We start from the raw sequence: 13,289 nt of genomic DNA, 5'->3' as shown, positions 1-13,289 counted from the left end.
AATATGGAAGATGTGGAAAAACTGGATGGCCATGTTCAACTGCACAAACTGAATTTACAGGGATGGATTAAACCCTCTAAAATTGAAAAAGTTGAGGATCAAGATACCTGGGCAGATCAAGGATGGGAATCTATTGATGATGTAATTGAATACGTGAATGAACAGATCGATATTTCCCTTTATCACATTAACGGTAATAAGATTGCGGATCTGAAGATAATCAAAAATGATACGGACAAAGAACAGCTTGTAGAGGTGGTTCTGGTTTTCAAAGACGATTCCACAGAACCTGCCAAAGACTATTTCCAGAAGGTTATTGAGTATATCAAAAGTGTGATGGCAAAGTACAATTTAGAGGAACCGGAAGTATAACATCGGATTGTTGCAACGTTATCGTTAAGTAAAAAAGGGCCTATTCGGGCCCTTTTTTATGTTTGAGGGTAAGCACGGTAATTTCCGGTCTTATGCCGATCCTTCCCGGAAATCCAAGATAACCCAATCCCTTGTTTACATAAAGAAAGTGGTCATTTAGCCGGTATAAACCACCCCACTCCCTATATTTCCACTTTGAAGGACTCCACCTGAATTTTCTGGTATATATACCGAATTGCATACCATGCGTATGCCCTGAAAGGGTGAGTTGTATATCATCCCTTCCCAAAACCTGTTCTTTCCAGTGGCTTGGATCATGGGAAAGCAAAATGTTGAAATTGCTTCCGTTTAAACTAGACATCGCCAGGTTAAGATCTCCGTACTGATGAAACGGAGGTAAGCCCCAGTTTTCCACACCCACAAAAGCCATCCGGCTATGGTCTCTGGTAAAGGTCACAGCATCATTACACAACAACCGGAAGCCTACCTTCCGGTAGCTTTTCTTGATTTTCTTGAAATTCATCTCTTTTTCCGATCCGTTGTTCCCGTGAAAATAATCACCATAATCATGATTTCCGAGAATGGCCAGTTTGCCTTCCCTGGCCTGAAGTTTCTTCAAAATGTTTTCAAAGCCTTCAATTTCCTGATAGATATTGTTGAATAGATCGCCGGTAAATAATATCAGATCGGGATCTTCTTTGTTGATCAGCTTTACTGCTTTTTTCAGTTTATTTTTATGCCCCACCCAACTGCCTATATGCAGATCGGATATGTGAACCAGTTTGAGACCATCGAAATCTTCCGGGAGATCTTTGTGCGGAAAGGTTATGCGCTCCACTTTGTAATGGAAGCGACCCATCAGTATACCATAAAGTATCAGAACAAACAATATAACGGAAATTCCAATACCAACCCCACTGATGACCCTCATAGACAGGGTTTGTGTATAGAACAATCCGGCAATAAAAGTTATAACTTGTTCTGAAAGAGAAAATACAATGAAAATAAGCTTGGGGATATAGAACAAAATAAAAAGGCCAAAAAAATTAAAATACCGTTTGTGCACCTTTGGATCTTTTCTGCTGAATGGCTGAGTTTTGTTAAGTAAAAACAGATAGAACAGCAAAACAGCAGGCACCGACCAAAAAGCCACCCCAAAATTTATAGAAGAAAGGTTAAAATTATTGGTCAGATCCAGATAGATATAAGTATCCAAAAGCAAAATAAATGCTGCAGCTATGTATGAAACAAGAGAAATTTTTTTAGCCATAGATTATCAGAATATTATCCGTTAACATCTGATTCATATTGTTTGTTTAAAGGCAATCAAATATGATTCATACAACAGAGCATATTGTTTGTAAAGAAATAGATGACAAAAATCATACAGACTGAATTAACCCGAATTATTCAAGAATAATTAATTCTTGTTCAAGTTTATTAAAATTCTGTAATACAATATAATATAACTGCACAACTTGAGCAATTCAGATCAATCCCCATTGAACCCGCATATTAATCATTTTCTTGTAGCAAAACTCATTGAATGCGGGTTTCTGACGCTATTGAAAAACCTGGCTTTTTGCTTCAATAAATTTCGCAAAAAGCCGGTTTTTCTAATGCGGGGTTTAATCGGGCTTTTTATCCCTGTTTATCTGAAACTGATCCCCAGACCAGCCGTTGCAACGGAATAATCGGAATAGGTATAATCGAAATGCAGTGTAATGACTGCGAATTTAAAGCGTATGCCCGCGTTGTATCTGGGCCTCGTCCTACTGCCACTCTGATGCCTGATCTCCATGTCAATGGGATCTGTTTTGGAGCTTTCCTTAGTAATTTCCATTTGCGTATTATCCGGGTTATACTCTGGTAAAGGATAGTTTCCGTTCAATGCCAGGCTGGAATGCACATTGTTGAATCCAACGCCCCCGTAAAAAGTTACTACCGGCAAGTTTGCGGATACCACCAGGTTGGATGTAAAACTCCTGATATCCATAGCCATTTCCTGATTGCTGTAATTGTAAGATTCGTCTAACTCATAATCCCATATATTGGTTTGATCAATAAGTCCGGCATCCACATAATCTCCCGGCATAAAATTCAGTCCGGTTTGCGAACTAAGATGGGTATAACCGCCCATAACCGAAACATGAAGAATGGGAAGCTTGTTAAGTACCGGGACCCATTGTTTAAGAGAATGCTTCACTCCTACCCCCCAGAGACCTATTTCAGCCTGGTTGCCAAGTTGCATATCCGGAATATACCTTCCCATCACCTCGGTGCCTTTGAACAATCCCAGTCCTACCTGCAGCATGGGAGCAGGAGCAAAGCCAATACCCGTTCCTTTGGGCAGATCAAAGGATGCAAGTGTATAGTCTTGGCCATCTATGTTTTCCACATAACTTAAAGTAGCCCCTGGTTCATTTGGCCCCATAGCAGTTGGAGAAGAAGTCGATTGAGCCTCTATACCCTTAAGATCCAGTTCCTGAGGATTAAAGGTTTTATGGGCATCCGGAACAAAAGTAGTATTCAATGTGAAAGTGATATCAAACCCAAGGGTCTTATGGGGTTTTGCCGTGTTATACCAGCCATTGGAAAGATCAGTCCCCAATGCATTGGTATAGGGACGCACATACTCCTTCAGCAACATCTGGGCATTTTCGGTTTGGTAGGAAACCACTTTACCAAGACCATCTAATTGCGCATGCGCAGGAAAAATAAATCCTGAGATAATAATACCTGTTAACAATAGTTTAGAAATTGGTCGCTTTTTCATAGCAATTATTTTTTAATTTATCTTTGAACTGTTTTTCCGGTTTTTTTACGAGAAAAATTTAGATTTGTTTACCATTCCATATATAGAATGAGAAGCAAATATAAAACCATAATTGTAAAAAATCATTAAGTGGCGTAATTTCATGGCAATAAATCAACCTTTAGCTGACAGGCTGCGGCCAAAAAAATTAGATGAATTCATCGGTCAGGGTCATCTTGTTGGTGAAGATGCCGTATTGCGCAAAATAATAGAATCGGGGAATATTCCTTCCTTTATTCTGTGGGGGCCACCCGGTACCGGCAAAACCACACTGGCAAAAATCATTGCCAATGAACACAACAGAATTTTTTTTACATTAAGTGCTGTCCATTCAGGTGTGAAAGATGTGAGAAACACCATTGAAAAAGCGCGAAAACAAAGGTTTTTCGATGCTCCCAATCCCATACTTTTCATTGATGAGATTCATCGTTTCAGCAAATCCCAGCAAGATTCCCTACTAAGTGCCGTGGAACAGGGAATTATTACTTTAATCGGGGCCACTACCGAGAATCCTTCTTTTGAGGTGATCTCCCCCCTCCTTTCCCGGTGCCAGGTTTATGTTCTGGAATCCCTCTCTGAAAAGGAGCTGGAGAAACTGCTTAAAAGGGCCATCAATGAAGATCTTTATCTTAAGAAATACAACATAACGATACAGGAAACGAGTGACCTGTTCAGATATTCAGGAGGCGATGCCAGAAAACTTTACAACATCCTTGAGCTTGTGGTTAATGCAGAAACAACCGATGATACAAGTAAGGAGATTATCATCAACAATGAAAAGGTAAAAAACATCCTTCAGCAACACATTGCCTTCTATGACAAAAATGCCGATCAGCATTATGACATCATTTCCGCCTTCATCAAGTCCATAAGAGGTAGCGACCCCAACGCCGCCGTATACTGGCTTGCCAGGATGGTGGAAGGTGGCGAGGATCCCAAATTTATTGCCAGAAGGCTGGTGATTCTGGCCTCTGAAGATATCGGACTCGCCAATCCCAACGCCCTGCTCATGGCCAACAGTTGTTTTGATGCAGTCGAAAGGATCGGCTGGCCTGAGTCGAGGATCATACTATCTGAAGCTGCCATCTATCTGGCTACTTCTCCAAAAAGCAACTCAGCCTATCAGGCCATCAACGATGCCCAGCAGTTGGTTAAACAAACAGGCGATCTTTCTGTTCCTTTGAACATTCGCAATGCACCGACCAAACTGATGAAAGAACTGGGATATGGCAAAGATTACAAATATGCCCATCAGTATGAGGGCAATTTCGTTCAGGAAAAATTCCTGCCCGAGCAAATCTCGGGGCAAATATTATACAATCCACAAAACAACAAGAAAGAACAGGATATTCTCCAGCGTTTAAAAAGCTGGTGGAAGAATAAATACAAGTATTAACCTAATTTGGTCAAGCCAAAACCAAACAGGATGCTTTCAACGAATTTAATGTGTTTCCGTTTTAGCTTGTCCAAATTAAAAAAACTAAATGATGTACAACATAGAAAATTTAAAATACCTGGATTCAGGCAACTTTTTTCTGCTGGCAGGTCCATGTGTCATTGAAGACGAAGAGACCCCCTTCAGAATCGCCGAATATATCACCGATATTACCGACAAACTTCAGATACCCTATGTTTTTAAAGCTTCTTACCGGAAGGCCAACCGGTCAAAACTGGATTCCTTTACGGGTATAGGAGATGAAAAAGCATTGAAGATATTGGGCAGAATAAGAGAACACTATGGCGTACCGGTTGTAACGGATATTCATAAACCGGATGAGGCGGAAAAAGCTGCTAAGTATGCAGATATTTTGCAAATTCCTGCCTTTTTATGCCGTCAGACCGAGCTGCTTGTAGCCGCTGCTGAAACGGGACTTACCATCAATATTAAAAAGGGGCAGTTTCTTTCTCCGTATGCCATGAAATTTGCGGCCCAGAAAGTCATTGATTCCGGAAATTCAAGGGTATTGCTTACAGAAAGAGGCACTTCCTTTGGCTATTCCGATTTGATTGTAGATATGCGGAGCATCCCGATTATGCAGAAAACGAACTTGCCTGTAGTTCTGGATATTACTCACAGCCTTCAGCAGCCCAATCAATCTACCGGAGTAAGCGGGGGACAGCCTGAGATGATCGAAACCATTGCCAAAGCAGGTATAGCTGCCGGTGTGGACGGCATATTCATGGAAACGCATCCCGAACCCGATGAAGCCAAATCTGACGGAGCCAATATGCTTCAACTTGACAAGCTTGAAGCGCTGTTAAATAAATTACTGGCCATTCATCGGGCAGTAAAAGGTTAGAATTCGAAAAACCTTTTCAGGTTGCCAAAATAGAAATCATCCCATCCCATTTTCATATTTTCATAAGCCATGTCCGGGATGTTTTCATGGGTGAGTTTGATCTTGGTCCCTTTTTTGGTTTTTATCAGGAGGATGGTCACAATTGAAGGCTTCTCCTGATCGCCAAAATACCATTCCTGGACTATTTTCCGGTTCTTTTCAAATTCAAGGTTTTTACCTGCGATATCGCCATCCCACAGGGAAAATTCAATGCCTTCTTTTTCTTCCATAACTGCAGGATGTCCGGTCCACAATTCAAGCGTGAAGGGATTGGTCAGGGCAGTATAAACTTCTTCAGGTGTGGCTTTTATGAAATAATGCTGGGTATAGGTTTTCATAATCAGTATTTTTTCAATAAGGTATCAACGATAATCCTTTTTATTAAACTATTCCGTTGAATGTCCCGCTTTAGGGAGCGTAAAATGAAATGCACTGCCTTTCCCTTTTTCACTTTCGACCCATATGACACCCTTGTTCTTTTCAACAAAATCTTTACATAACACCATACCTAAACCCGTACCTTCTTCCGAATCTGTTCCATTGGTGGTAAAATGCGATGTCAGATCGAATATCTTGTCAATATCCCTCTTATCAATGCCTATACCATTATCCATTACAGAAACTTTTATATGATCCTTATCATATTCCTCTGCAACCACTTTTATATTTCCATTTCTGGGAGTAAACTTAACCGCATTGGACAACAAATTTCTCAATACGGTGTTGATCATATTATTATCTCCATAAGCATGGGGCACTCCCTCCGCAATAGCATCAATTTCAATTTCCTTTTGGCTTGCCTTATTTTGCATCAAACTGACATTTTCTTCAATCATTTTTACCATATCCAGTTTCCGGGGGCTAACTTCCAGCCTTCCGGTTTGAGAACGTGCCCATTTAAGCAGATTGTCAAGCAGATTATAGGCACTTGTTGAATTTTTATAGATTTGATGTATGAATTCCTTAATTTTTTCGTGGGAATATTTATGGTAACGATGAACCAATAATTCTGAGAGACCAATAATCGCATTAAAAGGATTTTTTAAATCATGAGCAATTATTGAAAAGAATTGATCTTTAGTGGCATTCATCTTCTCCAGCCATGTTTTCTTTTCTTCTAATTCCTTTTTTTCCTCCCTTATCGCATGGCCTATTTTTGACAGATATTCTTCTGTTTCATTGCTTTTCCTCAACCGGCTGATCAATCGCTTTAAGATGGCTCTGGCAAAATGCAGATCTTTATCAAGCAGTTCTTCAAATAGTTTCTCATTGATCCGAAAAAGGGTTGTTTCTTCAAGGGCAGTAACGGAAGCAGACCGAACCGGGGTATTAATCAAGGAGTATTCTCCGAAAAAATCATATTGGTTAAAGGTAGCAAACTTATAATCACCATCGTGTACCTTAACGCTTCCTTTTTTAATGATATAAAGTGCCGGCAGACGGTCACCCTTATTGAATATTACCCGGTCTTTCTCAAACTTAACCTCTTCCAGCGATTTTGCAACATATTCAAGTAGGCCGGGATCGATATCCTTGAATAAATCTATAGATTGCAGCAGGGCTATCCTGTCCTCCAATTCGCTGCTATTTTTTAAATCCTCTGCCATGCATTCTATATAGTTCAAGCATTGTTAATTTGGACAAGCCAAAACGGAAACACATTAAATCCCTTGAAAGCATCCTGTTTGGTTTTGGCTTTTCCAAATTAGGGGCCACTAAATTACCCTTCAATTACACTTTTAATGACAAATATATAAATAATCACCAGAACTATACTACGCAAGAGGCTTATTATATTACAGTGCCTGAATTCAAAGCTGTGGTTATTAAACGGAGTACACTTATCCTGGATTGCTCATGTAAGTATATAAAGGTCTGGGTCTGTTATATTCAAAGAGATCGTGTTCGGGCCAGTTATCTACATCGCCTATAAATTCAGACATTACCTCCTCAATTTGATACGTAAAATCGTGCCCCAGATTGTTGCTTGTATTAATAAGCATAACCCAGGAAAATCCATTATTGCAACGTTTCACCAGGGCAGATGTTCCGGCCAGTGTTCCGGATCTTTTCCAGACGCCATTATAGGTTGTAGTGAGCCAACCTATTGGTTTGTAACCAGGTCTGGTGCTTGTCATCTGTTTTAGGGATGTTTTGGAAAGAATGTCTTTTTTGTTTGGTTTGCCATCTATATGGGCCAAAAACTTCAGCAATTCGGTTGGAGAGGCTACCCATGCTCCCGCTGCTCCCAAAACCTGAAGATTGATGCCTCCATAATACCTGGGCACCCGTTTTCTGTAGTTAAAAGAAGAGAGAGCGGATTTATAATTTGAATTTAAATAATACCTCACTTCATTGGAAAAACGTTTGGAAAGCCTGGCGTGACCCAGGTGTATATCATGAATACCCAGCGGGTTTAAAATTTCAGACCTCACATAAAATTCATAGTTCTTACCGGTAATTTTCTCAATCACTTTGCCCAGAACAGCATATCCAAAATTGGAATAAGAGCTTCTGGTTCCCGGGGAGAAATCAAGTTGCCGTTTACTCAACGTATATTTAATGGTAGATTCCAGATCAATAGGGAGCCCCACATTCATTTCCCTTCTTATGGTATAAGGCATAAACACAGGGTCACCGGCATATCTGGCCCAACCGGCTGAATGGGTGAGCAAGTGGTATATGGTTATATTCTTAACCCTGGAATCCCGGATATTTTGAAATCTGGATTCATTGAAGATACCTTCCTGCCCAAACACAGAGTCATTGAGGGACAATTTGCCTTCCTCTTTTAATTTCATGATTGCAGTAGCAGTAATCAGTTTGGACACACTGGCCACCCGGAATAAATGTTTGGGCTGAACCGGTTCTTTATCTTCTCTGTCGGCATAACCGAACCCCTTGGAATAAATCAACCGTTCATTTTTTGTGATAGCCACAGAGGCCCCCACAATATTCCATTTTTCGAGAAATTCTCTGATTATTTCTTCATTTTCAGAAATATAAGTATGTGAAGAGACCTCATTATTTAATTGATGAGAGATGGCATTTTCGCTTCCAGACAAACCTGTATCAAAAGATGTGTTTCGCTCTGACTGAGATATGAATATCCCACCAAAAAAAACCAGAATTAAACCAATCAGCTTTTTGTTCATAATCCCTGATACCATAGTACTAATTTAACATTATACCCATAATACTTAATTGGGTACAAACAAAAGAGTAAACAAAATGTTTTATGAAATGTAACCCGAATTATTCTCAAATAATTCTGTCGCTATTGAAAAACCTAGCTTTTTGCTTCAATTTTTTTTCGCAAAAAGCCGGTTTTTCTAATGCGGGGTTACCTGGATCCTTCCCACAATCCTTCCCGCATTCATAAACTTCACTTTCCCGCTTCATCAGCGGAACAGGCTGTTTGTTTATGAATAATCCAAGGTAAAGCTGCAAATGTAAAGTTTTAATTATTGCAGAAATATATAGCGGTAAAAAGTTTACGAAAACGCCAACGGGTTTGATGAAAGCGTTATTATTTCGGGTGAGTTTCTTTAATTTTTTTAACAAAAAAATTGTCAACAACCGCTGCTGTATAAAAGCAGTAGCCATTGACAATTTTTTTTGTAACTACAATAATTATTAGAAAAATATACCTGCGGTAATCACAAACTGATTGGGCCGGTTGTCAATCGAATAAGAATTATCTCCTATTCTAACACTTTCGCCCAGTTTGCTCAGACTGCCTTCATATTTTGCATCCAGGGTCAGGGTATTGAGCAGATCAAGACCGACTCCTACCTGGTAACCCCAGGTTGCTCCGTTAAATTCCTCTTCTGCATCTGCGGCTGCTTCAATAGCGGACTTCTGATCAAGCATGATGCTCCCTACCGGTCCCGCCTGCAGCCGTGCCGGTCCGAATTTCCAGCCCACCATAATGGGAATATCAACCTTTTTAAACTCCTGGTTTTTAATCAACTCAACATTATCCTCCGTCTCGGATTCATAAATTTCAGTCACTTTAACCCTGGAGCTGGTTGAGGTAAACATCAATTCAGGTTGAACATAAAGAGCAGCAAGGGATAACCTTCCAAAAAATCCGGCTTGAAAGCCGACTTTAGAATCTTCGGCCTCAACCTTAAGCTGGTCGTAGTCAACCTCACCTGCAGGCAGATTGGTTAACTGTGTATTCAGATTGCTGGAGGTCGAGACAATACCACCTTTAACTCCAAACTGCAATTGTCCGAATGCAGAAGGTAAGGTAAAGAGTATTACCAATAGAACGAGATAAAATCTTTTCATAACTTAAGTTTTTGGATTTATGTGCTATTCTTGTAACAAGAATTATTCCAAAAATGTTTTATATCCCTTCCGCTTCGCTTACGTAACCCTGATTGATTTCATCCTCACTGGCCTCTCTCACGGACAGGACTTCTCCCTTAAAAAACAGATCGTCACCTGCCAGAGGATGGTTAAAATCCATTTTTACCTTTTCTTCGCCAACTTCCAGCACAATACCGTCAAGTCTGTTGCCTTCCTGGTCCTGCATGGGAATATAATTTCCTTCTTTCAGGAGATCATAGTCTATTTCGCCTTCAATTTTAAAGGTATCTATGGGAAGCTCAACAATAGCATCCTCAGAAGCTTGACCATAGGCTTCTTCTGAAGGAATCTTGAAATTAAAGCTATCGCCTTCCTGCAGTCCTTTGATGTTTTCCTCAAATTTTTCCAGCATGTTACCAACCCCGTAAAGGAATGTAAGGGGCTTTTCTTTGTCTACAGTTTCTACAACTTCTCCTTCAAAATCATTGACACTTAACTGGTAAGTTACAGAAACTACTTTTTGATTATCAATTGCCATAAAATCAGCTTTTTATTAAAGTATTGGTTTAAAAATTTATTTGCAAAGGAAATGGAATATTTACACAATTTCAAAGATTCTTCTAAATAAATTAAAAAAAAGATGCAGCAGGTTTGTAAGCCAGGTTCTGTTCTCCGGCTGTGCCGGATTTCCATCATTTATCTGAGCGACCTACCCCCCGGCTTCGGGCGAGCAACCCTTAAACGCCGGTATACATGGTCTTGCAACCCATGAGTCCGCACAGCTATTCCGGTCACCCGAAATACTGGTGAGCTCTTACCTCACCTTTTCACCTTTGCCCCGTCAATTCAATGAGCGGGGTAGTTGTTTTCTGCTCCGGTACTATACCCTCACGGGTATCTTCCTTTTCGGAAGCATGGTGCTCTGTGTTGCCCGGACTTTCCTTCCCGCCTACGGCGGGACGATGGAACAACCTGCTACATCCTATAACTTTATAAGATATAACGAGATGAAGGGGTTATTATTTTTGCAGAAAAACCAGTGTCGCCCCATAACCATATTCTTTGAAGGAAGCATCCTGGTAATCGAGATTGAGATAGTGGCGATCCAGGTATTTTCTTAACTCATACCGCAGCCTTCCGTTTCCCACTCCGTGAATGAAAACAATCTTTTTGGTTTTGGGGGTTTTGAGCGCACCCTCGAGGGCGTTCTGAAATTTACCCATTTGTATCTCCAACATTTCTTTATTGGATAATTCGTTGGGCTTATCCACCAATTCTTCAATATGAAGATCCACTTCGTCCGTGTCGGTTTTCTTTTCTCTTTTTCTTTGACTTACATTTTCCCGGCCTTCTTTTTCCTTTTCCCGAATTACTTCATTGATCTGATCTTCTGTAAGTTCCGAGATTTTTTTAGTGAACTCTTCTTCTTTCTTGAGCTGAAGAAGTAACGCATTTTCATCGAAAAATTCATTCTCTTGAAAGGTGTTTGCCTTGAAAAATTTCTGAGGTTGCAGATTAATGGTCAAATCCAGCGGAGCTACGGGAGGGAAGAATCCCTTTTTATAAAAAAGAAACTGGAACCGGAAATGTTTAATTTCATTCAACCGTTCTTTTTCAATGGTTTTAATAAAAATTTTCGTATTGTTCTCCAGTTCACCTGAAGCAAAGTAGACATAGGTGTTTGCCCTTTTGAGTAAAATCAGATAATGCAGATAATAATTGCTGTCGTTAATCAGGTAGGTTTCTAAATCATCATTAACCGGATTTTGCTGATCCAGCGGGAGAAAGGAAAAATAAATTTGATTGCCCGGGTCTTCCGAAGTATCCAGCATGTCGGACTCGGGAACCTCTTCTCCGAAAGCATCATAATCCGGTTCTTCTTCCTCTTCCTGATATTCTTCCCGGGTATATTGATCTTCCGATTTATTTTCCTCGTTGTCAACTACGAGCAGCTCTTCTTTCAATACGGGTACTTCAAAACCATCTTCATTTAATACGTTAACCATCTCCTTGTTAATTATGCCTGTGACCTTTCCCCCACCTGTGTCGTTTAAAAATTTCACCTGGTCGCCAACTTTTAATTTCATCTCCCTTTATTTTATAATGAAACAATTACAAATCGTTATGGACCTCCATAGAATGTAACAGCAAAACACAAAATTAACTAATTTTGCAAACCCAACGATAAAAATATGGTGAATCCAAAACATGTATCGGTAAAAGCATTTGATTATAATTTGCCTGAGGAATACATTGCCAAATATCCTTTACCCAATCGGGATGAATCCAAATTGCTGGTATACAACTCAGGTAGAATCACCAGTGACCGATTCCTCAATATCTCTCATTATCTTTCACCCGGTTATCTTCTTGTTTTCAATAACGCCAGAGTGGTACATGCACGCCTGTTCTTTAAGAAAGCCACCGGTGCTCATATTGAGATTTTCTGCCTTGAACCCGCGGACCCCCCGGATTATCCCTCGGCTTTTACGAAAAACCTTACCGTACGCTGGAAATGCATGGTTGGCAACCTGAAAAAATGGAAATCAGGGGAACTTAGTCAAATGATTGAAGTCAACAACAAGCATATTACATTGAAAGCCAATAAGATTGGACAAGAGGGAAATGAGGTGATTGTCCAATTTTCCTGGGAGGACCGGTCGGTTAATTTTGGTGAGATCCTTGATCATGCCGGAAAAGTCCCTATACCGCCTTATTTAAAAAGAGAAAGCGAAGAAATAGATAAAAACAGGTATCAAACGGTATATTCCAAAATAAAAGGTTCAGTTGCTGCTCCTACCGCGGGCTTGCATTTTAGCGACCGGGTGATGGCAGAAATGGACAAAAAAGGAATACAGCGAACTGAGCTCACCCTTCATGTAGGGGCGGGAACTTTCCGGCCGGTGAAAGCAGAAACTGCCGATCAGCATACCATGCATTTTGAACACTTTTCTATATCCAGAGAAACCCTGGATCAACTGATAAAACATTACGGCAAAATCATTGCCGTGGGAACCACTTCGGTAAGGACACTGGAAAGTCTGTATTGGATAGGTATTAAAATGCATGAACATCTCATGAATGATGACACCATCGGCTTAAACCAGTGGGAGCATCTTGATTTACCCGGCAAAATGGATGTTCCTGATGCTCTGAATATCATAAAAAAGTACCTGGATGATACCGGACAAGAGCATCTGAATGCAAGCACACAAATCATGATTACCCCCGGATACCATTTTCGGCTTATACGGGGGCTGATTACCAATTTCCACCTTCCGAAAAGCTCATTGCTAATGCTGATTGCCGCATTCGTCGGTAACGACTGGAAAAAAATATATGAATATGCCCTTGAGAATGGATTCCGTTTCTTAAGTTACGGGGACAGCTCTCTGCTGCTGCCTTTTGGAATATGAAAATTTACCCTCAGGTTACAACGTTTAAGG

13 protein-coding genes and 1 other RNA gene are annotated in these 13,289 nt (G+C 40.3%); 4 read left to right on the top strand and 10 right to left on the bottom strand.

Translation table 11 applies throughout. From position 1 onward, the window contains the following. The coding region (locus tag KGY70_09475) for a hypothetical protein (GenBank protein MBS3775406.1) at window positions 1–372 on the top strand (372 nt) is incomplete at its 5' end. Window positions 373–412: 40 nt separating this feature from the next. On the opposite strand, the gene KGY70_09470 is transcribed toward KGY70_09475, so the two are convergent. Together KGY70_09470 and KGY70_09465 are read right to left on the bottom strand one after the other, a co-directional pair. After that, window positions 413–1,642: a metallophosphoesterase gene (locus KGY70_09470; GenBank protein MBS3775405.1), complete on the bottom strand. Its 1,230-nt coding sequence runs from the start codon at window positions 1,640–1,642 to the stop codon at window positions 413–415. Window positions 1,643–2,023: 381 nt separating this feature from the next. Beyond that, the gene (locus KGY70_09465) at window positions 2,024–3,148 is read right to left on the bottom strand and encodes a hypothetical protein (protein ID MBS3775404.1); all 1,125 of its coding nucleotides are present in this window, start codon (window positions 3,146–3,148) and stop codon (window positions 2,024–2,026) included. Window positions 3,149–3,296: 148 nt separating this feature from the next. On the opposite strand from KGY70_09465, the gene KGY70_09460 reads away from it, so the two are divergent. Both KGY70_09460 and kdsA read left to right on the top strand, forming a co-directional pair. Continuing rightward, window positions 3,297–4,583 (top strand): replication-associated recombination protein A, encoded by a 1,287-nt coding sequence (locus KGY70_09460; GenBank protein ID MBS3775403.1) that lies wholly within the window; start codon window positions 3,297–3,299, stop codon window positions 4,581–4,583. Window positions 4,584–4,671: 88 nt separating this feature from the next. Continuing rightward, complete coding sequence (gene kdsA / locus KGY70_09455) at window positions 4,672–5,487, top strand: 3-deoxy-8-phosphooctulonate synthase (GenBank protein ID MBS3775402.1); 816 nt, start codon at window positions 4,672–4,674, stop codon at window positions 5,485–5,487. Here the strand turns inward: kdsA and KGY70_09450 are convergent. The 8 genes from KGY70_09450 to KGY70_09415 all read right to left on the bottom strand — a co-directional run bounded on the left by KGY70_09450 (window position 5,484) and on the right by KGY70_09415 (window position 11,930). Further along, entirely contained in the window at window positions 5,484–5,864 is a 381-nt protein-coding gene (locus KGY70_09450; GenBank protein ID MBS3775401.1) for an SRPBCC domain-containing protein, read from the bottom strand. The two genes, kdsA and KGY70_09450, sit on opposite strands and share 4 nt — an antisense overlap. Window positions 5,865–5,912: 48 nt before the next feature. Further along, entirely contained in the window at window positions 5,913–7,151 is a 1,239-nt protein-coding gene (locus tag KGY70_09445; protein MBS3775400.1) for a cyclic nucleotide-binding domain-containing protein, read from the bottom strand. A 216-nt stretch (window positions 7,152–7,367) separates the two neighbouring features. Next, window positions 7,368–8,681 carry a beta-lactamase family protein gene (locus KGY70_09440; GenBank protein MBS3775399.1) on the bottom strand — a complete coding sequence of 438 codons (1,314 nt, stop codon included), beginning with the start codon at window positions 8,679–8,681 and terminating at the stop codon, window positions 7,368–7,370. Window positions 8,682–8,787: 106 nt separating this feature from the next. After that, a complete protein-coding gene (locus KGY70_09435; protein MBS3775398.1) occupies window positions 8,788–9,132 on the bottom strand; it encodes a hypothetical protein in 345 nt (114 codons plus the stop codon). Window positions 9,133–9,162: 30 nt separating this feature from the next. Further along, the gene (locus KGY70_09430; protein MBS3775397.1) at window positions 9,163–9,822 is read right to left on the bottom strand and encodes a PorT family protein; all 660 of its coding nucleotides are present in this window, start codon (window positions 9,820–9,822) and stop codon (window positions 9,163–9,165) included. A 58-nt stretch (window positions 9,823–9,880) separates the two neighbouring features. After that, window positions 9,881–10,381: an FKBP-type peptidyl-prolyl cis-trans isomerase gene (locus KGY70_09425; GenBank protein ID MBS3775396.1), complete on the bottom strand. Its 501-nt coding sequence runs from the start codon at window positions 10,379–10,381 to the stop codon at window positions 9,881–9,883. Between the two features lie 100 nt (window positions 10,382–10,481). Further along, window positions 10,482–10,822: RNase P RNA component class A (rnpB, locus tag KGY70_09420), an RNA gene on the bottom strand. Between the two features lie 40 nt (window positions 10,823–10,862). Further along, window positions 10,863–11,930: a DUF2027 domain-containing protein gene (locus KGY70_09415; protein ID MBS3775395.1), complete on the bottom strand. Its 1,068-nt coding sequence runs from the start codon at window positions 11,928–11,930 to the stop codon at window positions 10,863–10,865. 105 nt (window positions 11,931–12,035) lie between these two features. Between KGY70_09415 and KGY70_09410 the strand changes: the two genes are divergently transcribed. Next, a complete protein-coding gene (locus KGY70_09410) occupies window positions 12,036–13,259 on the top strand; it encodes an S-adenosylmethionine:tRNA ribosyltransferase-isomerase (protein MBS3775394.1) in 1,224 nt (407 codons plus the stop codon). Window positions 13,260–13,289: the final 30 nt, after the last annotated feature.

The organism is Bacteroidales bacterium, assembly GCA_018334875.1.
Taxonomy (GTDB): Bacteria; Bacteroidota; Bacteroidia; order Bacteroidales; family UBA12077; genus JAGXLC01.
This window is presented reverse-complemented; position numbering and strand designations above follow the sequence as displayed.